At 70.1% G+C, this 17,534-nt stretch carries 22 protein-coding genes and 3 pseudogenes; 6 read left to right on the forward strand and 19 right to left on the reverse strand.

Annotated features, from left to right (window positions below; all coding sequences use genetic code 11):
* Window positions 1–26 precede the first annotated feature (26 nt).
* Window positions 27–404 carry a winged helix-turn-helix transcriptional regulator gene (locus tag ACGF1Z_RS34930; protein ID WP_393010574.1) on the reverse strand — a complete coding sequence of 126 codons (378 nt, stop codon included), beginning with the start codon at window positions 402–404 and terminating at the stop codon, window positions 27–29.
* Window positions 405–546: 142 nt separating this feature from the next.
* Between ACGF1Z_RS34930 and ACGF1Z_RS34935 the strand changes: the two genes are divergently transcribed.
* Complete coding sequence (locus ACGF1Z_RS34935) at window positions 547–954, forward strand: RidA family protein (RefSeq protein ID WP_393010576.1); 408 nt, start codon at window positions 547–549, stop codon at window positions 952–954.
* A 131-nt stretch (window positions 955–1,085) separates the two neighbouring features.
* On the opposite strand, the gene ACGF1Z_RS34940 is transcribed toward ACGF1Z_RS34935, so the two are convergent.
* From ACGF1Z_RS34940 to ACGF1Z_RS34950, 3 genes are all read right to left on the reverse strand, one after another.
* A complete protein-coding gene (locus ACGF1Z_RS34940) occupies window positions 1,086–2,129 on the reverse strand; it encodes a helix-turn-helix domain-containing protein (protein WP_393010578.1) in 1,044 nt (347 codons plus the stop codon).
* 232 nt (window positions 2,130–2,361) lie between these two features.
* Window positions 2,362–2,958 (reverse strand): NADPH-dependent F420 reductase, encoded by a 597-nt coding sequence (locus ACGF1Z_RS34945; protein WP_393010580.1) that lies wholly within the window; start codon window positions 2,956–2,958, stop codon window positions 2,362–2,364.
* A 38-nt stretch (window positions 2,959–2,996) separates the two neighbouring features.
* Window positions 2,997–3,812, reverse strand: coding sequence for an inositol monophosphatase family protein (locus ACGF1Z_RS34950; RefSeq protein ID WP_393010582.1), 816 nt, complete (start codon window positions 3,810–3,812; stop codon window positions 2,997–2,999).
* Between the two features lie 1,022 nt (window positions 3,813–4,834).
* On the opposite strand from ACGF1Z_RS34950, the gene ACGF1Z_RS34955 reads away from it, so the two are divergent.
* Both ACGF1Z_RS34955 and ACGF1Z_RS34960 read left to right on the forward strand, forming a co-directional pair.
* The gene (locus ACGF1Z_RS34955) at window positions 4,835–4,963 is read left to right on the forward strand and encodes a hypothetical protein (RefSeq protein WP_393010584.1); all 129 of its coding nucleotides are present in this window, start codon (window positions 4,835–4,837) and stop codon (window positions 4,961–4,963) included.
* A 139-nt stretch (window positions 4,964–5,102) separates the two neighbouring features.
* Window positions 5,103–5,426 carry a hypothetical protein gene (locus ACGF1Z_RS34960; protein ID WP_393010586.1) on the forward strand — a complete coding sequence of 108 codons (324 nt, stop codon included), beginning with the start codon at window positions 5,103–5,105 and terminating at the stop codon, window positions 5,424–5,426.
* Between the two features lie 483 nt (window positions 5,427–5,909).
* Here the strand turns inward: ACGF1Z_RS34960 and ACGF1Z_RS34965 are convergent, their stop codons facing one another.
* Window positions 5,910–6,953, reverse strand: coding sequence for a YihY/virulence factor BrkB family protein (locus ACGF1Z_RS34965; protein ID WP_393010588.1), 1,044 nt, complete (start codon window positions 6,951–6,953; stop codon window positions 5,910–5,912).
* Window positions 6,954–7,366: 413 nt separating this feature from the next.
* Here ACGF1Z_RS34965 and ACGF1Z_RS34970 point away from each other — a divergent pair, with 413 nt between their 5' ends.
* Window positions 7,367–7,642, forward strand: a complete 276-nt coding sequence (locus ACGF1Z_RS34970; RefSeq protein WP_393010590.1) for a GlsB/YeaQ/YmgE family stress response membrane protein — start codon at window positions 7,367–7,369, stop codon at window positions 7,640–7,642.
* Window positions 7,643–7,783: 141 nt separating this feature from the next.
* Here the strand turns inward: ACGF1Z_RS34970 and ACGF1Z_RS34975 are convergent, their stop codons facing one another.
* Genes ACGF1Z_RS34975 through ACGF1Z_RS35025 form a run of 11 tightly spaced genes read right to left on the reverse strand, consistent with a single transcriptional unit; the run spans window position 7,784 to window position 13,899 of the window.
* Window positions 7,784–8,251: a hypothetical protein gene (locus tag ACGF1Z_RS34975; RefSeq protein ID WP_393010592.1), complete on the reverse strand. Its 468-nt coding sequence runs from the start codon at window positions 8,249–8,251 to the stop codon at window positions 7,784–7,786.
* Between the two features lie 50 nt (window positions 8,252–8,301).
* Complete coding sequence (locus ACGF1Z_RS34980) at window positions 8,302–8,604, reverse strand: gas vesicle protein K (protein WP_393010617.1); 303 nt, start codon at window positions 8,602–8,604, stop codon at window positions 8,302–8,304.
* A gap of 10 nt (window positions 8,605–8,614) precedes the next feature.
* A complete protein-coding gene (locus ACGF1Z_RS34985; protein WP_393010594.1) occupies window positions 8,615–8,890 on the reverse strand; it encodes a gas vesicle protein in 276 nt (91 codons plus the stop codon).
* On the reverse strand, window positions 8,887–9,690 hold the full coding sequence (locus tag ACGF1Z_RS34990) for a GvpL/GvpF family gas vesicle protein (RefSeq protein WP_393010596.1): 804 nt from the start codon (window positions 9,688–9,690) through the stop codon (window positions 8,887–8,889). The genes ACGF1Z_RS34985 and ACGF1Z_RS34990 overlap by 4 nt, the downstream gene beginning before the upstream one ends.
* On the reverse strand, window positions 9,690–10,121 hold the full coding sequence (gene gvpJ / locus ACGF1Z_RS34995; protein ID WP_393010598.1) for a gas vesicle protein GvpJ: 432 nt from the start codon (window positions 10,119–10,121) through the stop codon (window positions 9,690–9,692). The genes ACGF1Z_RS34990 and gvpJ overlap by 1 nt, the downstream gene beginning before the upstream one ends.
* A gap of 32 nt (window positions 10,122–10,153) precedes the next feature.
* Window positions 10,154–11,377, reverse strand: a complete 1,224-nt coding sequence (locus ACGF1Z_RS35000; protein WP_393010600.1) for an SRPBCC family protein — start codon at window positions 11,375–11,377, stop codon at window positions 10,154–10,156.
* On the reverse strand, window positions 11,370–12,014 hold the full coding sequence (locus ACGF1Z_RS35005) for a hypothetical protein (RefSeq protein WP_393010602.1): 645 nt from the start codon (window positions 12,012–12,014) through the stop codon (window positions 11,370–11,372). The genes ACGF1Z_RS35000 and ACGF1Z_RS35005 overlap by 8 nt, the downstream gene beginning before the upstream one ends.
* A gap of 43 nt (window positions 12,015–12,057) precedes the next feature.
* Complete coding sequence (locus tag ACGF1Z_RS35010; RefSeq protein ID WP_393010604.1) at window positions 12,058–12,318, reverse strand: gas vesicle protein GvpG; 261 nt, start codon at window positions 12,316–12,318, stop codon at window positions 12,058–12,060.
* A 39-nt stretch (window positions 12,319–12,357) separates the two neighbouring features.
* The gene (locus tag ACGF1Z_RS35015) at window positions 12,358–13,071 is read right to left on the reverse strand and encodes a GvpL/GvpF family gas vesicle protein (protein ID WP_393010606.1); all 714 of its coding nucleotides are present in this window, start codon (window positions 13,069–13,071) and stop codon (window positions 12,358–12,360) included.
* A 4-nt stretch (window positions 13,072–13,075) separates the two neighbouring features.
* The gene (locus ACGF1Z_RS35020; protein ID WP_393010608.1) at window positions 13,076–13,528 is read right to left on the reverse strand and encodes a gas vesicle structural protein GvpA; all 453 of its coding nucleotides are present in this window, start codon (window positions 13,526–13,528) and stop codon (window positions 13,076–13,078) included.
* 56 nt (window positions 13,529–13,584) lie between these two features.
* Window positions 13,585–13,899, reverse strand: coding sequence for a gas vesicle protein (locus ACGF1Z_RS35025; RefSeq protein ID WP_393010610.1), 315 nt, complete (start codon window positions 13,897–13,899; stop codon window positions 13,585–13,587).
* A 462-nt stretch (window positions 13,900–14,361) separates the two neighbouring features.
* On the opposite strand from ACGF1Z_RS35025, the pseudogene ACGF1Z_RS35030 reads away from it, so the two are divergent.
* Window positions 14,362–14,586 (forward strand): annotated as a pseudogene (locus ACGF1Z_RS35030) (IS5/IS1182 family transposase); the annotation flags it as partial.
* Window positions 14,587–14,958: 372 nt separating this feature from the next.
* Here ACGF1Z_RS35030 and ACGF1Z_RS35035 read toward each other — a convergent pair.
* A pseudogene (locus ACGF1Z_RS35035) lies at window positions 14,959–15,618 on the reverse strand (MBL fold metallo-hydrolase); the annotation flags it as partial.
* 80 nt (window positions 15,619–15,698) lie between these two features.
* Here ACGF1Z_RS35035 and ACGF1Z_RS35040 point away from each other — a divergent pair.
* Complete coding sequence (locus ACGF1Z_RS35040; RefSeq protein ID WP_393010612.1) at window positions 15,699–16,061, forward strand: hypothetical protein; 363 nt, start codon at window positions 15,699–15,701, stop codon at window positions 16,059–16,061.
* Between the two features lie 257 nt (window positions 16,062–16,318).
* Here ACGF1Z_RS35040 and ACGF1Z_RS35045 read toward each other — a convergent pair.
* A pseudogene (locus ACGF1Z_RS35045) lies at window positions 16,319–16,507 on the reverse strand (transposase); the annotation flags it as partial.
* A gap of 133 nt (window positions 16,508–16,640) precedes the next feature.
* Window positions 16,641–16,907, reverse strand: coding sequence for a hypothetical protein (locus ACGF1Z_RS35050; RefSeq protein ID WP_393010613.1), 267 nt, complete (start codon window positions 16,905–16,907; stop codon window positions 16,641–16,643).
* Window positions 16,908–17,534: the final 627 nt, after the last annotated feature.

The raw sequence follows: 17,534 nt of genomic DNA on the forward strand, positions 1-17,534 counted from the left end.
ACGCATCAGGTTCCGGCCGAGGGCGTTCAGGCGTCGAAGCTCCGGCGTGCGGCCTCGATGTCGCTGAGGTGGTGCTGGGTCCAGTCGCACATGACGTCCACGGTCCTGCGGAGTTCCCGACCGGGCTCTGTGAGGGAGTATTCGACCTTCGGGGGCACGGTGGGGTACACGGTGCGCACGACGAGTCCGTTGCGTTCGAGCATCCGCAGGTTCTGGGTGAGCATCTTGTGGCTGATGCCGTCGACTTGCTTGCGCAGTTCCGTGAAGCGCAGGGTGCGTTCGCCCACGGCTTCGATGATCAGAAGCGCCCACTTGTTGGCGATGTCCGAGAAGATCTCGCGTGCGAGGGTGCCCGCGCGCCGGAGGTCAGCGTCTTCGGGACCGCCGTTGAGCTGCTTGGTCACCGTGAGGTTCCCTTCTCACCTGAAAGTGCATTCTTCCATGTCACGGGTCAGTTTCCTATGGTGACCAAGTAACCACAAGTGAGCGCGGCCTCCCCTGGGACGGCAGGCCCGGCGACTCAAACCCTTCATCACAGGAGTGAGCATGACCATCAACCTGCTGCATCCCCCGGGACTGGTGAACGTGGACCTCTACGCCCAGACGGCTGTGGCGACGGGTTCGAAGCTGGTCTTCGTCGCAGGGCAGGTCGCATGGGACGTCAACGGCGTACTCGTCGGCGAGGGCGACCTCGTGGCCCAGGTCGAACAGTGCTACCTCAATATCGCAGCCGCCCTTGCCGAGGCCGGTGCCTCGTTCGACCACGTCGCGAAGCTGACCGTCTACGTGGTCGACTGGACCGCGGACAAGATGCCTCTGTTCACAGAAGGCGTGGCGCGGGCAGCGGACAAACTCGGGCCGCTGCCCGCCCCGCCGCTCACCGGGATCGGGGTCGCGGCGCTGGCCGACCCCGGCGTGCTCGTCGAGGTCGAGGCCCTAGCCGTCATCGACTGAACTGTGCCTGGCCGCCTTGCCTATGCCTCAGCGGACGCGCGAGGCGGTTGACCGTCCTGCCTTCCCAGGGGCAGGGGAGCCGGTCCGGCGAAGCAGGGAGGCTCGTCTCCGGATCACGACCGCGCCGGCGGTCACCTGCTCTCATCCGGCTCGTCCGGCTCGTCACTCGCCGCGTACGGGTCCGACGGGGGCGGGAACGACGCGGAGGACCGGGCGTACTCGCTGGGAGTCTGGCCGTAGTGCTTCTTGAAAGCCCGGGTGAAGTGGCTGCTGTCGGCGAACTGCCAGTGCGCGGCGAGTTCCGAAATGCTCAGACGTCTTGACGGCGCGCTGAGCGCGAGTCGGGCCTCGTGCAGGCGCCGGTAGCGGATGTAGGTGCTGACCTGCTCACCCGCCGCGGCGAAGGCCCGGTGCAAGGTGCGCACGGAGACGTTGAGTTCACGGGCGAGCATCGCCGGAGAGAGCCAGGGATCGGCCAGCCGGCGGTCCGCGAGATCCTTGGCTGCCTGCGTGAGCGCGGGGGCCAGCCGCGGTTCCACATCGTCGAAGCGGCCCTTGGCCACTGCCTTGGTCAACTCGACCAGGGTGGCCTGGGCGGCTGCCACGCCGGCCGGGCCGAGCTCTCCGACGGTCATATGGATCATGTCTGTCATGGCCGTGAGCAGCCGCATCTCGGCCGAGTCCGCACCCCCGGTGACAGCTCGCTTCCCCAGCAGGGGTTTGAGTTCGTCGGACGGCAGGACGAGGAACTTCGCCGTGAGGTCGGCGCTCGTCTCGAAAGCCGTCAGACGCCCGAGGTGCCGGACGAGGAACTGCCCGGCTGACACGGTCTGATCGCCGTAGCCGGGCGAGTTGCCCAGCGTCCACGCGCCGCGGCGCACCACGTACATGGCGACCAGGTCCTGGCCGCCGCCCGGGACGTCTGCGGTGCGGGTGGCTGAGGCCGCGTGGAGATCGGCGATCGCCGCGTTGTGCACCTTGGTCACGCTGCCCTTGACGCGGAAGTCCCCGACGGTGTCCGGGCTGAAGTCCGGTAGCTGGAAGACGTCGTCGCCGATCTGTGTCTGCCACCCCCGCCGGAAGACCTCGAGTCCCTGTGGTGCGGCACCGGGCGCCGTCGAGTCCATCGTGAACACGCCGCGGGCGCTGTCGGCCGCCGCTCCCGTCCCGTGCATCCTGCTCCGAACCCCCCGCTGCTCCTTGCGACAACGCCCTGTGATGTGGCGAAGGACGCCGCCGTGACGCATGCGGCACCGGGGAGATCTTCCTACACGTGGCGCCCGCATGGCAGCGGTCGAGGAACGGAGAGGATGCTTCCGAGTGGCGGCCAGGGACTGACCGCCCGGCTGCTGACCAGGTGACCGGCTCGTCCGGCCCGGCCGCAGCACACCATCCCTGAACGACTCGTCAGCGAGCGATCGAGATCGCGAAAGGAGTGAACCCGGCGGTACGGATGACGTGCGGGACGAACAAGATCGCGGCCTCGGTGGCGCGGGCGGTCCGGATCCCGCCCAGGTCCGTGATCCATTCCTGGTGCCACCCGAGGTCGGTCAGCAGTTCGCGTACGGCCTGCTTGGCCTGGGAGTCCTCTCCGGAGAGGAACACGGTGGGCGCCTGGCTGAGCGTGGCGGGCGACGTCATGACGGGGAAGAGCATGGTGTTGAGGGTCTTGACGACGCGAGTCTCGGGAAGCGCCTGCTGCAATTGCTCGGCAAGGCTGGAGCCGGGGTAGACGAGGTCGGCGGGCAAGCCGTCCGGACCGTCAGTGGTGGCATTGGAGACGTCGATCAGGATTTTCCCCTTCAGGTCTTCGCGCAAGGCGGTGAGCCGGTCCAGGGAGCCTGCGCCCGGGGTGGCGTTGACAACCACCCGTGCCCCGCGGGCGGCCGCCGCTGCGGCTCCCGGAGCACGGTCTGCCACCGTTACCTCGTGCCCTGCCCGGATGAGGGCCGCGGCCAGGTTGCCGCCGACGCGGCCGTTTCCCAGAACTGCGATCGTGGTCATGATGATCAGGTCTTCCGTGAGTGCACGTGGGGTGCGGGTCAGCGTGAAAGGGTGGCGACGGCTTCGGCATGCACACCGGGGGCGGTGGCCAGGAAGCTTTCGCTGTGCGGGCTCCAGGGGTTCCCCTGAGCGTCGGTGATCCGTCCGCCGGCCTCGGTGACGAGCAGTGCTCCGGGAAGCAGGTCCGCGCGGGCGCCGGCGAACTGCCAGAAGGCGTCGAGACGGCCGGCTGCGACGTTCGCCAGGTGGAGGGTGGCGGGCACCGAGGTGCGCACGACGAGGGCGTCGAAGAGCATGGCGGTGATCGAGGAGCCGATGCGTCGTACGACGTCGTCGTCCTCGTCCGGCCGCGCCTGGCTGGTGGCGACGATGCTCAGGCCGAGGTCCGCGGTCGCGGAGACGCTCAGCGGCCGTCCGTCGACATGGGCGCCCGCCCCGGCCAGCGCCGAGTAGGTCTCGCCGGTCAGCGGGAGATGGACAACGGCCAGCACGGGCTTGTTCTCCCGCACGAGAGTGGCCGTCACCGCCCAGTCGTGAAGAGCATGAAGGTGGTTCACATTGCCCTCGGCCGGATCCACGACCCACCATTCGCCGGGCGGAAGCGCCCCGCCGTCCAACTCGTCCCCCACCCAGCCGGCTTGCGGGCGCAGCCGGGCCAGACGGGGCCTGAGGATGTCGAGCACGGCGTCGTCGTTAGCGGCCAGGGCGCGCATGAGATCGTCAAAATTCGTGTAGGGGACCACCCCTCCGAAACGCTGGTGCAGGGCCGAACCGGCCGCACGTACGGCGGTTGCGGTCTGATCGAGCAACTCGGCGTCGGAGAGATCAACGGAGGTCTCCGGGGTTTCGGACATGCTGTTCCCAGGTGTGGAGGAGTTGAGGGACTGGTCGAATCTAAGAAACAGAGCGCAGCGTGCACTTGGACGACAGCGACATCCGTCTGGAACCTCAACGCCACGCAGCGCGGCCGCCGGTGACCGCTCGCTGGGCGGAAGCGGCGCGCCCGGAAGCGTCAGTGAGACGCACCGGCCAGGCGTCAGCGAGACGTGGGCGGCGAATGTGTGACGAAGCGGAGATCTTCAGGGAGCTGGGTGGCCCCTGCTCCGGTGTCCCGCCTCTGGGGATGGGAGTCGAGACGGCTGGAGCCGCTGCGTGGAGGCGTGCTGGCGTGGCCTGCTGGTGTGTTCGGCCGGGTTGTTCGGGTGCTTGGCCTGCGGTCCGGTAGTTGTGTGGGATTGATCTCGGGCTTCTCGTAGCTGTGGTGGCGCGTCTGGAGGTGACTGCGTTCTCTGCGGGCTCGGGGCTCCGGACGGTATTGGTCAGTGACCTGCGTGGGTGAGGAAGATCCGGAGGGGATCGTTCGCGTTACTGGCCAGGTGGGGCAGTCCAATGCGGTGGACGACGAGGCTGAGAGCGTCGTCGGCGGTGCGGTGGGGCCGGTTCGGCAGTGCGGCGAGTGTGCGGGCGAGGGCGATGGTTTCCGGGTGGATCCCCGGGTCGCGTGCCAGGAGTTCGGGGGAGACGCTGCCCGTGGTGGTCAGGTGGGGGCTGTCAGCGATCAGCCGGGACAGGCGGGTGTGCCAGCGGTGGCTGAGGTGTTGCTGGTGGTCGTACCAGCGGGGGGTGAGGGGCGCCCGGCGGTCCAGACCGGGGCGGCGCAGGGGCGTCGTCGCCGTCGCTGGCGGGCGTGGGGCGCGGCGGCGAGTTCGGGCACGCCTTGGGTGGGGACGGTGGAGGTGAGCGCGGGTCGGGGTACCCGGCCCAACGGACGTCGACCAGACGGCCCGGCCACTCCGGCCGCCAGCCCTCCGGCCGCGACCGGACAGGAGCTGTCGTGTGCCCGCCGGCACCGAACTCCTCACCGTCCCCCCAGGTCATGACCAGCCTCCAGCTCGACCGCTCCGCCGTGTACGGCCTGCTCCGCACCCACCAACTCGCCTCGATCACGCTCGGCCACGCACGCCGCGCCCCCAACCTCACAGGGCAACACAGCCAAGCACCGTGAGGGGTTCGGACGCCTGCCACCACTACCCCCACGGCACGTCCGGCGCCCGGATCCTCGCCGCCCTCGACCCGTTCGACGTCCTCGGGGTCGCCCACCTGGCTACGTTGACCGGCTTGCACGCACCACGGTCCGCCGCCGCGTGGACAAACGCGTCGAAGACGGCCTTGCCGAGCAAGCCGACGGGGTCTACCTGCCCCGCCACCTGGCCGGTGACGCAGGCCTTCGCCCCGACGCCGACCAGCTTCAGGAAGCCGGTCTCGACCGCGGCACCGCGGGCCTGGGAGAGCGGCACCGGAACTGGCCCGGTGATCAGCGGCGCTCCTACCGGGAGTTGCTCACCGCACGCGCACAACGCGCCGTCGAACATCGACGGCCTGGCCGGGCGTCGCTGCTGCGGCTGGTGCCCGAGGGCGTGGTCGACGAGAACACAGGAGAGCTCCGCGACCCGGCGTGGCGGGGGTGAATCGTCGACGATCCATACCGCCCGACCGGGCCCACGCCATCCTGCTCCGGCGACGGAACACCCGAGGCGGTTACGGGTGACTCCGAAGCCGACGGAAGACCCGAGCGTCCGGTGGACGGGGCGATGACGCCGCGTGCTCGGCCGACGACCGGAATCGTCCGCGCTGTCGGCGGCCCGGGGACAACCGGACTACAGGGCCTGGCAGATCTCGCGGGCCCGGTCCAGATCACACCGGCCTGGACCGCCTGTCCCGCGCTGCTGAGGGGTGCGCCCGCGACCCGGGATTCCTGCAGACCGTCATCGACGGTCTCCTCGATCCGGCCATACGCCGTGACGACATCTGCGCCCTGCACGTCAGCCTCTGAGCAGCGGTCACCGGTCTCCGGGAACGATCGCGGGGACCTGACCAGGGCCGTGGTGAGAGCGGGCCGCCCGGTGCGCCGCGGCCACTGATGGTGAGAGCCCGTCCGGCGGACCTCCCACTCACTCGAGACGGCGGCGGTCCTCGTCGCTCCAGGCCCGGGTGTCCCGGGGCTCGACATAGGGCTCCTCGTCCTCGGGCTGCCCGCCGGCGATGGCGCGCTGATGGACGAGTTCGGCGTTGAACTTCAAGCCCAGGAGGACGGCCAGGTTGGTGATCCAGAGCCAGACCAGGAAGATGATCACGCCGGCCAGGGTGCCGTACGTCTTGTTGTACGAGCCGAAGTTCGCCACGTAGAACGCGAAACCGGCCGAGGCGCACATCCAGATCGCGAGCGCCAGGAAGCTGCCGGGGGTGACCCACTGAAAGCCGCGGCCCTTCGCGTTCGGTGCGGCCCAGTACAGCAGCGTGATCATGGCTGCGACCAGTACGAGCAGCACCGGCCACTTCGCGATCGACCACACCGTCATGGCGGTGTCGCCCACGCCCAGGGCCGTACCCGCCTGTTGTGCCAGGCTGCCGGTGAAGACGACGATCAGCGCGCTCGCGACCGCCAGGACCATCAGCGCCAGGGTCAGGCCGAGGCGCAGCGGGAGGACCTGCCAGAGCGGACGGCCCTCGGGCACCTCGTAGACGGCGTTCGCGGCGCGGATGAACGCCGCGACATATCCGGAGGCGGACCAGATCGCGACGACGAGCCCCACGACCGCCAGCAACGAGCCGAGCCCTGCGTTGCCCTGCAGTTGCCGCACAGCGTTGCTGATCACATCGCGCGCTGCGCCCGGGGTGAGCCGTTGGAGGTTGTCCAGGATCTGCCGGGTGGCCGACTCACCGGCGATACCCAGCAGCGACACCAGGACCAGCAAACCAGGGAACAGCGCGAGCACCCCGTAGTACGTCAGCGCAGCGGCACGGTCGGCCAGCTCGTCGTCCCTGAACTCCTTCAGCGTCCCGCGCAGGACCGCCTTCCATGCGCGCTTGGGCAGCTTCGCCGGCCGGTCCGGCGCCCGTTCCTCGACACGGCGGTCCGGCCCGGCAGCCTCGCCTCGATGCGAGTCCGGCAGCCGGTCGTCGTCGTCCTGCTTCGATGTCTGTACGGGCCTCATGGCCAACGCTTGTCCACTCCGCACGTCGTCATACACGTCGGTGCGCTACCGGCGGCGGAGTGTTCGGCTCCGGGGGTGTCTCCCGAGGCGTGCGGCCGCTTCGGTGCAGCGGGGCCGCCGACGGTCCCGGTCGTCCCGCGACCGTCGTGCCCGTCGGCGAGGATCTGCCACGACACGGCCCCCAAGGCCCGAGCGTGCACCAGCCCACGATGCCTCGTGTCCGGCCGGCCTCGCCCGGCGCCTGGGAGCCGCGGGGCGGGGTAGGCGGGTCTCGTCGCGACTGCGGCTCGATGGAGGTGGCCCGGCGTGATGGCCGCCGGCCGCGTCAACACGTTCGGCCATCGCAGCGGCGATTCCCCGGATCCAGGGAACGGTGAGTCCTCAGATCCGCGCCTTCGACGAAAGAGGTGAGCATGGATGTATCCGGCCTTGTCAGTGCTCTGCTGATCGGTGTCGTGGTCGGGTCGCTGGGGCGCCTGGCGCTCCCCGGCCACTATCACATCGGCGTGCTGTGGACGCTGGTGGTCGGAGTCGGGGCCGCGTTGCTCGGCTCACTGGTCTCCGCGCTCCTCGGGGTCGGGGAGGCAGCGGCCGGTGACTGGCTCGAAGCAGGGATTCAGGTGGCTCTCGCCGCCCTGGGTGTCGCCGCCGTGTGCAGGTGGCTCACGAAGAGCATGGATGCCACGTAGCGCGCCCCTCAGCCGGCGCCGGGGAGAGGAGGCCACGCAGAGCGGCGGGCGGGTGTCCCGGAGAGGAGAACTCTCCGGGACACCCGCCCGCCACGCTGCCGATGCGGCTCGTACGGCTTCCGCACACCGTCCGGCGCGCGATCAGATGCGTCCGCGCGCCAGACGCGTGAGCGGACCCATCGGCGGCTTTGCCGTGGTGCGTCCGGCGGCGAAGGCCGCCCCGGCCACGCCGACGACCCCGGCCGCGGCGCCGGCGGCGACCAGCTTGCGGTTCTTGATGACCGTCCAGGCGGTGCCGGCCACCGAGACGACCCTGGCGGCATTGGCCGTCAATGCCTGCTGTCCGCTCTGAAGCCCTGCGGTCGCTGCACGCGTGATGCGCTGTGCGGCCTCGTTGCCCGACTGGGCACCGGAGGCAACCGTCTCCTTCGCGTCCTGGGCGGCGCCCTTCGCGGTACCGGCCGCAGTGCGTGTTGCGGAGGTCCGCGAGGTCACCGTCTTCTTCGCGGTGCCGGCCGCCGCCTTCGTACTTCTCGAGCTGCGACTGCCGGACTTGGTGCCGGAGTTACCTGCGCCGGTGCTCTTCGCGTCCTTCTCTTCGGTACTCATGTGACTCCTTCTGTCCGGTCGTGTTCAGGCCAAACGGCCCGTCAGGTCGGTCATGAACGAGGGGGGAGGAGGGATCCGAGGGGCCCGAGATCGAGGTTCAGGTCATCCATGGTGAGCCCGTAGCGGTCACACAGCTCCTCCATGCGCTCCTCCAGGATCATCAGCGTCATGCCGATGCGTTCCTCCTGGTCACCGTCGAGGTCTCCAGCGTCCACGCGATGGAGGGCGGTGCGCTCCATGAGCTGCCGCAGAAGCTCGACGATGGTGAGGACCAGCTTGATGAGGTCGCGTTCGACCGTGTCGGGGTCGGTTCGGACTCGCTGGTCGAGATGCCGGCTCCCCGGCGGCGCCATGGGAACGTTCTCACCGGCCACTGCGTGTCACCTCCGTGCTCGTAGCGGGCGCCGCGCCGTGCCCACGACCGGGGGAGCGGGGCGGCACACACACCGGCCCGGGCTCGTCGCGGGTGAGGGAGCGGATGACGGCGCGCAGACTGATGTGCACCAGGTCCACGTCCGCGATGCTCAGCACCACGTCTCCCGTGAGCACGGCACCGCCGTTGAGGAGCCGGTCGAGGAGATCGATCAGGGCGACCTGCCGGGTGTGCCCGGGATCCGGTCGGTCCGTGGAGAAGCTCATGACGACACCTCTGCTCCCGTGGCTTCCGGGGAGGCGAACGAGTACGGGGCCCACGGCCCGGTGACCTCCACGGCGACGCCACAGGCGGTGTCGGCAAGGGCGGCGACGCCGGCCCGGAAGGCCGGCACCTGCGACGGCGGGACGAGGTAGGCGTCGTTGGCCACGTTCTCGCCGCGTCCCGCCGCCCAGTCGTTCTGCTGCGGCCGGTGGACTGCTCGGGCGACGGCATACAATTCGGCCTGTCGCACGGTCTGCTCCGCCGTCGCGGCGGCCGCTCGGTAGACCTCGTCGGCGGCCCGGCGCTGCGCACGTCGGCGCTGCAGATAGGCCCGCCCAGGGCTGACGGGGTCCTCGACCGCGGCCGCGGTCCCGCGTCCGTCGCCCGCAGGTGCGAGGGCGTAGACCTTCACGCCCATCTCGACGTGAGTGTCGAGCCGGTGCAGGAGCGTCTCGAAGGAGACCCGGCGCTCGGTGAGCATGTCGAGGACGCGTTCCTCGCTGTGGTAGACCGTGGCCAGCCGCAGAGGCAGGACGGGCGTGCGCGAGAACGCCGCGTCGACCACGGCGTGGTGCGCGCGGGCGATCACCTCGAGGCGCTCGAGGTCTTCCAGTTGCGCGGGGAGGGCTTCTTCGGCGAAGCGAACGGCGTCGACGGGGGAGACGAGCGCGGTGAGGCCGCCCGGACCCACGACGCAACGCGTCGCCGCCCCGTCGATGCCGGAGACCTCGGAGGCCACGTCGTCGAGAGCCTCCCGCCCGGCTCCGACCGCGTACACGTAGAGGAGCTGTCGATCCGCCATCAGGCCCTCCTCGGTTCGCCACCGTTCGCGGCGCCGACCGCGGGTGAGTCGGTCTCGGCGCCGTCCGGTCCCTCCGGCAGGCCTGCGGCGGCCCGCAGTCGCGCGACCTCGGCCCGCAACCGCTGGTTCTCCTCGCTGAGCGAAGACGGGGCGACGTCCGGCCGGTGCGACGCCTTCGAAGACAGGGAGGGGTCGTGCTCCCACCAGTCGATCCCCATCTCCTTCGCCTTGTCGACCGAGGCGACCAGGAGCCGCAGCTTGATGGTGAGCAGCTCGATGTCGAGCAGGTTGATCTGGATGTCACCTGCGATCACGATGCCCTTGTCGAGCACCCGCTCCAGGATGTCGGCCAGGTTCGCGCCGGAACCCTGCCCTGGGTAGGCCGGTGCGCTTCGTGTCGTCGGCAGTCGACTGGCGAAGGAATCGGACACGTCTCAATCCTGTCTTTCAGCTGGTCGCTCGCTCACGCGCTTGCGGTGCGCCGCCGGCGAGAGGGACGGCGCGTGGGCTGGTCCTGCTCCTCGTCGCCGGGAGCGTCAGCCGGTTCGTCCTTCTCGTCGAGGTACTCGTCCGGCTCCTGCCCGTCCGGCTCCCGCTCGCCCGCCTCGTCCTCGTCGTACTCGTCCTCGTAGTCGTCCTCGGGCTCCTCCTCGGTGAACTCGTCCTCAGCCGACTCGGTCTCGGCAGCCGGGGCCTCGTCGTAGGGGTCCTCGTCGTCCGCGAGGTCCTGTTCCTGTTCGTCCTCGTCGGGGTACGCGCCGTCGTCCGGCTCCTCGGCCGGCCCGTCTTCACCGCGAGCGTCCCGGGAGCCATCGTCCTCGTCGTACGCCTCGTCGTTCTCGGCCTGCTCCTGCTCGACGGCTTCGTCATGGCCGACGACGACGGCACCGTCGCGGATCTCGCCCCGCCAGCCGTCGGTGGCCTCGCCGCGCAGCATGATGAACTTGCGGAAGAGCTTCAGATCGAGCCGGGCCCGCCGGCCCTGGGCCCGCCAGAGGTTGCCGGTCTTCTCGAACAGTCCCTTGGGGAAGTACTCGAGGACCAGCAGCACCCGGGTCAGGTCGTCGGTCACGGCATGGAACGTCACGACCCCCTTGACCGTGCCCTTGGCACCTTCCGTGGTCCAGGTGATCCGCTCGTCGGGGACCTGTTCGGTGACGTTCGCCTTCCAGCTGCGGGTCGACTTGGCGACCTTGACCTTCCAGTTGCTGGTGGTGTCGTCCGCCTTCTCCACACTCACCACGCCCTTGGCGAACGTGCTGAACTCCTGGAACTGGGTCCACTGGTCGTACGCCTCGCGCACCGGCACACCGACGTCGATGTCCTCGACGATCGTCACGCTCTTCGACTTGCCGCCGCCGGACTTACGGCCCTTGCCGAACAGGCCCTTCACCTTGTCCTTCACCGATTCCTTCAGGTGCGTCACCGCGCCGGTGACAGCGGCCTGTCCGGGACCCTTGCCCTCGGCGAGCGCCTGCGCGCTCTTGGACAAGCCCTTGAGACCGCCGCTCGCCGCCGCTCCGGGCTCGCCGAGCTTGGCGATGCTGTCGCCCAGCCGGGACCCGAGCCGGGTGACCGTGTGCTCCGCGCGGGCGCGCAGATACTGCTGCAGCTCTTCCTTCAGCCGCTCGGTCGCGGGGCTGGCGATCACGTCGCTCTTCATCTTCGCGAAGGCGGACTCAGGCATCGTCGTCCCCCTTCTTGCGGGTGGCCGACGTGGTCCGCTTCTTCGTCGCGGCCGTCCGCCCACCGGACGTGGCCGCGCCCGAGGCACTCGAGCTCGTCCTCTTCCTTGCGGGCGTGCCTTCGCGGCCGCTCTTGGCGGAAGAGGCACTCTTCTTCGTCGCGGCGGTCCGCCGGCCGGCGCCCTGGCGCGTCGAGGAGCGGCTCGCGGGCCTGCGTGGCCTGGGGGCCTCGGCGTCCCGCGCGTCCGTGTCATCGTCGGCGTCGGACTCCTCGACGTCGTCCGCGGGGACATCGTCGAAGTCGCTGCGGGCGTCCGCGGATTCGTCCGTCTCCTTCGCGCGCGGTTCGTCCAGCGCGCGTGTGCGCTCGGCCAGCGATTCGGCCAGTCCCGTCGCACGATCCGTCAGAGCCCTGGTGGCGGCCGACTTCGTCGCCTCCACAAGCTCTCTGCGGACCTGGTCGCTGAGCCCGCCCAGCGCGGGAGTGTTCGCGATCAGCTTGCCGATCTGCCGCGGGTCGAGGGCGAGCTTCTTCCCCGCCAGGAACATGCCCAGCCCCAGAGCCATCTTGGCCTTCTTCGTGCGGCCGAGCAGATACCCGCCCACGACGGCGACGGCTATCTTCGCGTTCTTCGTCATGATGTGTACACCTCGGTCTCTCCCTTCTTGGTCGCCTACGTCGTCATGCGTCGGTAGGCCCGCCGCCCTGGCGGAATCTCTCGATCTCCTCCAACCGGTCGAGGAGCTCGTCCTCCCTGCGGTCGTACTCGTCCTCGTCGATCTCCCCGCTGGTCAGCCTGGCCTCGAGGTTCTTCAGCTCCTGCAGCACGGCAGCCGGGTCGTAGTACTCGCGCTCCGCCGCGGTCAGGACCTGGTCGACGACCCAGAGGCTGCCGCGCAGGGGGGCCAGCGGAAGAGTGACAAGACTGGTGATGAGTCCCATGGACCGCCTCCCTCACGGGTCCGCCGGCCGCGCGCCCCGTCAGACGAAGCTGTAGGGCGGCAGCGGACCGGTGAGCGTGAAGCCGTACGCGTCACCCCGCCGGTCGGCCTGCTCCTGGACGGCCGCGACGAACCCCTCCATGTCCGGGGAGGGCACGAGGAACGAGACGCTGAGCAACGATGACGCTGTCGGTTCACCGACCGACACCCGCTTCGCCCTGGACGACAGCGCCTCGACAAGGCGCTGGGCCTCGGCGTCCTGGCGGGCGGTGACCTCGGCGGAGACGAGCTCCCCCAACTCCAGGCGCTCTTCGTGCGTGCCGGCCCCGTCACGCGTGCGCTCCCGCAGTTCGCGGATGGGCTCCGACTCCTCGATCACCTCCCGCAGCAGGTCGTCCTCCTCCCGCGACACCTTCAGGTGGTACTCCACATGACCTTCCAGGTCCTCCAGTCGCGCCAGGTAGTTCTCGCCTTCCGCGTCCAGTGCGGAGGCGACCTCTGCGTCACCGGGTGCCAGGAGACCGAAACGCATCGGGAGGGTTGCCCCGTCCAGCATCAGCGCCTCCACCACGCCCTGGTGTGCCTGTACGTCACGCCGCTTGGCCCGCAGGCCGGGCGGTGCGTCGCTGACGACGGCGATGAGGGTGCCGCTGCGCACGGTGCGCAGCGGCGCCGCGGGCTCTCCCACTCCGAGCACGCCGTCGAGACGGAGCGGGTGGCCGGCGGCGGTGATTCCGTAGACGTAGGTCGACATGGGGCTACTCCTCGCGGCGCTGGGCGGACTGGCGGCTGGACGTCGTCTTGCGGGCGGTGCGCTTACGGGGCTGCTCTTCCTGTTCCGGCTCGTCGCGCCTGCCCTGCAGCGAGTCGGTGAACGCCTCGACGGCTCCGCTCAGTGCTCCTTTCGTCTTCCCCTTCGCACCGCTCTCCGTCATGTCGCCGACCAGGTCGGTGAGCTGGCTGGGAGCCTTGCGGCCCGACTCCAGGTCGAGGCGGTTGCACGCTTCCGCGAACCGCAGATACGTGTCGACGCTCGCCACGACGACCCGCACGTCGATCTTCAGGATCTCGATGCCCACCAGTGACACGCGCACGAACGCATCGATCACGAGGCCACGATCGAGGATGAGCTCGAGAACGTCGTAGAGATTTCCGGAACCGCCGCCGCTGCTCCGTGCGGCGGTACTGCCCTGCTGCTGAACGATGGTCATGCCGATCTCCTTCCGGATCTGCCCGGCCGGCGGCCGGGCGCCTGCACCTGTCCGATTCAGCGGCGGTCGATCTGGCCCCGGGCGTACCGGCGCCCCCGCTCGTAGGCGACGATCTGGCCGCCCGAGTCGAGTTCCACGTGGTAGAGGGCCATCACGCTCATGGTGTCGGGGACCCTCTCCAGTTCGACGACCTCCACGTCCGCCGTCCACCCCTCGTCCGTGGCCCTGATGGCAGACACGGCCCCTGCCTGTCTTTGAAGGAGGTCACCGAGTTGTTCGCGGGCCTCGCGCATCACCGAGGTCAAAGACCGGCGCTGCGCCGGCGCGCCATGGCCGCGCGTTCCTTCCTCGCTCTCGTCTGATGAGGTCATGCTCTCCACCTGTCGCACCGGGAATAGGGGAAGGAATGCCGATCGTCATCGTCGGCTGCAGCTCGTCTGCCCCGGCCCTTGACACGTATGCGTGTGCGATCGCTCCCGCCCTCCGCACACGCACCACCACGTCCGGTGGACGCCGAGAACTGGGCGCGCAAGAGAGCGTCCTGCGGATTGCACCGCCTCTCCGGTGAGCGGGCGGCGGCAGCACACGGAGCGAATCTCCTGTGCGGAGGACTCGACCTGGCGAGACGTCGGCAGGTCGCCTCCCGAGAGGCGACTGCGGCAGGGTATTGCCGGGCGGCGGCCACCGATCTCGCCGGCGCCGGGAGTGCCCAGCTGACGAGGCGGAGTGGGCGGTCTCCGTGGATTCCACTGTCTGCCGCTGCTGGTCAGGCTGGCGACGCACCTGCATTCGACGCCGTCATGACCCGGATCGGAGTCCCGCGCACCGGCATGGGCAGGCTCCGGCGAGGCCGAACCGGCGGTCGTCGACCGCGCTTCGCGTCGGAGGCTTACAAGCAGCGCAACACCGTCGAGCAGTGCGTCAACCATCTCAAGCAGTGGCGTGGCCCGGCCATGCGAACAGACGAACTCGCCACCGTCCACGAGGGCACGCGCCACCTCGCAGCCATTTTGATCTGGACCCGACTACGGAAGAATGAGGTCGGCCGCTCACTCGGGAAGCCTCAACCTCAGGGCCTGGCCGAGGCATCGACCGCCCTCATCCGGCAGTCGGGACACCTCCCGGACCTCTTCGCAACGAACAGATGCCGATAGGCCGTCACCTGGCACCGCGGGATGCCACAGAGCGTCGCCCCATCCGAGAGGGCGTGCTCCAGAGCAGGACCACGTGTTTCCAGGCATGCTGCAAAGCTCGTCGGAACGCATCCGAGCGCGAATCTGAAGGACCGGAGGTGATGACCAAGCTGCGGCATGGCCACCACCCTCGCATGTGGCGCGATCAACGCGAAGGCGAAGAGACAGGCTCCTAGTACTCCTGTGAGAGTTCTTCGTTTTCCCTGGTCAGCGGCCTGGAGAAGTCCGGCTGGAGTACTAGGTGTCCGCCGGTCCGCGTCCTCGGGCCGCGGCCCGGACCGCCTCGCCCAGCCGGTCCGGGGAGATGCGCCAGGGGGCGCCGTGGCCGGGGAGCACCCAGGACACCGACAGGCCGGCGATCCGGTCCAGGGAGGCGAGCGCCTCGGCCGGGTCGTCGGTGAAGGGCGCGGGCTGCGGGCCGGTGCGCCCGGTGAGGACGTGCCGGGTCGTCAGCGCGTCCCCGACGGCGACCGCGTCGGCGAGCGGGACGTGCACGGCTACGCTGCCCGGGGAGTGGCTGGGCGTCCCCACGATCACCGGGCTCCCCGGCAGGTCCAGCACGTCGCCGTCGGCGACCTCGGTGACGGCGCCGAGGTGGCGCGTGCGCAGGGCGTTCTTCCGGAGGGAGTGGCCGAGGAAGCCGAGCGCCTGGCCCGGACGCCAAGGGCCCAGCGCGACCGCGGGCTTCGCGCCCGTTCGGGTGCGGTCGGCGTCGGCGGCGTGAACGAACACCGGCACGCCGTGCGCGCCGCGCAGGCGCTCGGCGAAACCGATGTGGTCGGAGTCGCCGTGGGTCAGCACGAGGCCGCGGACGTCGGCGACGGACTTGCCGAGCGAGCGGAGTTCCCGCTGGAGGTCCCGCCAGTGGCCGGGCAGCCCGGCGTCGATGAGCGTGACGCCCTCGTCGGTGTCGAAGCCGGTTCCGACGCGTTCCGGGGCTGCGCCGCGAGGAGGTCGCCCAACTCGCCGACGTCGGCGTGGATCACTACACCCGGCTCGAACAGGGCCGCAGCACCGGCGTGTCGGAGGCCGTACTGGCGTCCGTCGGCCGGGCCCTGCGGCTGGACCGGGACGAACTCGCCTACCTGCGCGCTCTGGCCCGCCCCCGGCCCGCCCGTCCGACTGCGGTCCCGGCCGGACCGGACCAGGCCCTCGATCCCGCCACTCGGGCGCTGCTGGCCGGACTGGGCGCCGCCCCCGCGCTGGTACTCGGGCCGCGCAACGCGATCCTCGGCTGGAACGCCGCGGCTGCCGCGCTCTTCCTCGACTTCGCCAATCTCCCGCCCGCGGAAAGGACCCTGGTACGGCTGCTGGATGGATCCGGTCCGTCAACTCCTTGATCCGCTCGCGCTCTTCGGGCTACGGGCCGCTCTCGCGGTACGGCCGCCACGCGGTGTCCCGGAACAGCCGGTGCAGGTCGTGCGCGGTCGCCCGGCCGTGCAACCGCACTCTCCTGGTCCAGCCCCCTCTGGCGCGAAGGCCGGCGGCGGGTTGGTGTGCCGGCCGCGTGCTGGCGGGCCCGCCCTATGGTGGAGTCGACCGAGATGTCGCCGGCCGCGTCCGCTTCCGCCTGGATCTGCTGGAGCAGGTGTTCCCAGGTCCTGTCGGCCGACCACAGTCGGTGGCGTTCGTAGACCGTCTTCCACGGGCCGAACCGCTCGGGCAGGTCACGCCAGTGCACACCGGTCCGCACCCGGTGCAGGATCCCGTCGATCACCTGCCGATGGTCCCGCCACCAGCCACGACGCCTGTTGCTGACCGGCAGGAACGGCCGCAGCCGCTCCCACCCGGCATCCGTGCGATCTCCCCGCCCGCTACACTCGCCACCACCAGGCCGCTGACCAGGGAAAACGAAGAACTCTCACTGGAGTACCAGGCCGTGTCCGTAAAGTCGGTGGCTCGTCGCTGCCTGCGGTGGGTCAGCCCAGAGTGATCGGGGACCGCAACTTGTAGAGCTGGCCGCCGTGGGAAGAGCCGTCCGGATCCGCCGCCGGCGGCGGAGGGAACCCGCCCCCCACCACAAGGGCCGATCCGGTCATGAGGGAGCGCGGAGCGATCACCTCCTCCCCGTCGACCACCACCTCGTCTTCCAGGCCCTGCTCGGCGGCCGCCTGAGACAGAACCTCCGCGACCTCTTCCGCGCTCTGGTCCTCGCAAGGGACGATGCGGACCACGTCATCATTCACGATGCCCTCCAACTGTCAGGGCGCCGAAGCGGCACCCAACCCATAGTCGCCACCGCAACACTCCTGGCCGCCCCGGCCACGTGAGAGAGCCCCCGCTTCTTCACCCATATGAGTGCCGCCGACTCCGCACACGAACCCAAGCACGCGCAAGACGGGGCCCGGGAGCTCCTCCGCCCTCGCCCACCACAGGCGCTGATCATTCGTGTGACGACCCCTGGCTCACGTCGCTGCCGAACCGGTGAATGCCCAGGCGCCGAGACGCCTCAATGGTCTCCTTCGCCGTCCCGTGTTCACGGCCGGGCCTCCGACCTTCTGATGGGACCTCGGCCTCCTCGAGTGAGGCGGTCTGAGCCCGCTTCGAGGGCCGGCCCGCACCCGTCACGGGCACGGGCCGGTCTCCCTCTGTCGGGGCATCGCGGACAGGAGGCCGAAGGGCGAAGGCGTGGCTGCCGAGGCCGCGCGCACCCTCGTGCGGGTCACCGGAGGAACACGCGGACCGCCGTGCTTCCTTCGTGCGCGATGTCAGCCGGGACCGGATGTGTGATCGGGGTGGCCTGCCGTACGCCGGGCTTCCTTCAGTCGTGCCTCGTACAGGTGGTTCCTGCTTCCGGCGAGGCGGGAGACCGC

Origin of the sequence: Streptomyces sp. NPDC048018 (assembly GCF_043202995.1) — a bacterium.
Lineage (GTDB): Bacteria > Actinomycetota > Actinomycetes > Streptomycetales > Streptomycetaceae > Streptomyces.

Bases quoted from the DNA above. Each gene is read 5' to 3' on its own strand.
- ACGF1Z_RS34935 (WP_393010576.1), top strand. From the start codon at position 547: ATGACCATCAACCTGCTGCATCCCCCGGGACTGGTGAACGTGGACCTC.
- ACGF1Z_RS34940 (WP_393010578.1), bottom strand. From the start codon at position 2,129: ATGCACGGGACGGGAGCGGCGGCCGACAGCGCCCGCGGCGTGTTCACG.
- ACGF1Z_RS34945 (WP_393010580.1), bottom strand. From the start codon at position 2,958: ATGACCACGATCGCAGTTCTGGGAAACGGCCGCGTCGGCGGCAACCTG.
- ACGF1Z_RS34950 (WP_393010582.1), bottom strand. From the start codon at position 3,812: ATGTCCGAAACCCCGGAGACCTCCGTTGATCTCTCCGACGCCGAGTTG.
- ACGF1Z_RS34955 (WP_393010584.1), top strand. From the start codon at position 4,835: ATGACCAGCCTCCAGCTCGACCGCTCCGCCGTGTACGGCCTGCTCCGC.
- ACGF1Z_RS34965 (WP_393010588.1), bottom strand. From the start codon at position 6,953: ATGAGGCCCGTACAGACATCGAAGCAGGACGACGACGACCGGCTGCCG.
- ACGF1Z_RS34970 (WP_393010590.1), top strand. From the start codon at position 7,367: ATGGATGTATCCGGCCTTGTCAGTGCTCTGCTGATCGGTGTCGTGGTC.
- ACGF1Z_RS34975 (WP_393010592.1), bottom strand. From the start codon at position 8,251: ATGAGTACCGAAGAGAAGGACGCGAAGAGCACCGGCGCAGGTAACTCC.
- ACGF1Z_RS34980 (WP_393010617.1), bottom strand. From the start codon at position 8,604: ATGGCGCCGCCGGGGAGCCGGCATCTCGACCAGCGAGTCCGAACCGAC.
- ACGF1Z_RS34985 (WP_393010594.1), bottom strand. From the start codon at position 8,890: ATGAGCTTCTCCACGGACCGACCGGATCCCGGGCACACCCGGCAGGTC.
- ACGF1Z_RS34990 (WP_393010596.1), bottom strand. From the start codon at position 9,690: ATGGCGGATCGACAGCTCCTCTACGTGTACGCGGTCGGAGCCGGGCGG.
- ACGF1Z_RS35000 (WP_393010600.1), bottom strand. From the start codon at position 11,377: ATGCCTGAGTCCGCCTTCGCGAAGATGAAGAGCGACGTGATCGCCAGC.
- ACGF1Z_RS35005 (WP_393010602.1), bottom strand. From the start codon at position 12,014: ATGACGAAGAACGCGAAGATAGCCGTCGCCGTCGTGGGCGGGTATCTG.
- ACGF1Z_RS35010 (WP_393010604.1), bottom strand. From the start codon at position 12,318: ATGGGACTCATCACCAGTCTTGTCACTCTTCCGCTGGCCCCCCTGCGC.
- ACGF1Z_RS35015 (WP_393010606.1), bottom strand. From the start codon at position 13,071: ATGTCGACCTACGTCTACGGAATCACCGCCGCCGGCCACCCGCTCCGT.
- ACGF1Z_RS35020 (WP_393010608.1), bottom strand. From the start codon at position 13,528: ATGACCATCGTTCAGCAGCAGGGCAGTACCGCCGCACGGAGCAGCGGC.
- ACGF1Z_RS35025 (WP_393010610.1), bottom strand. From the start codon at position 13,899: ATGACCTCATCAGACGAGAGCGAGGAAGGAACGCGCGGCCATGGCGCG.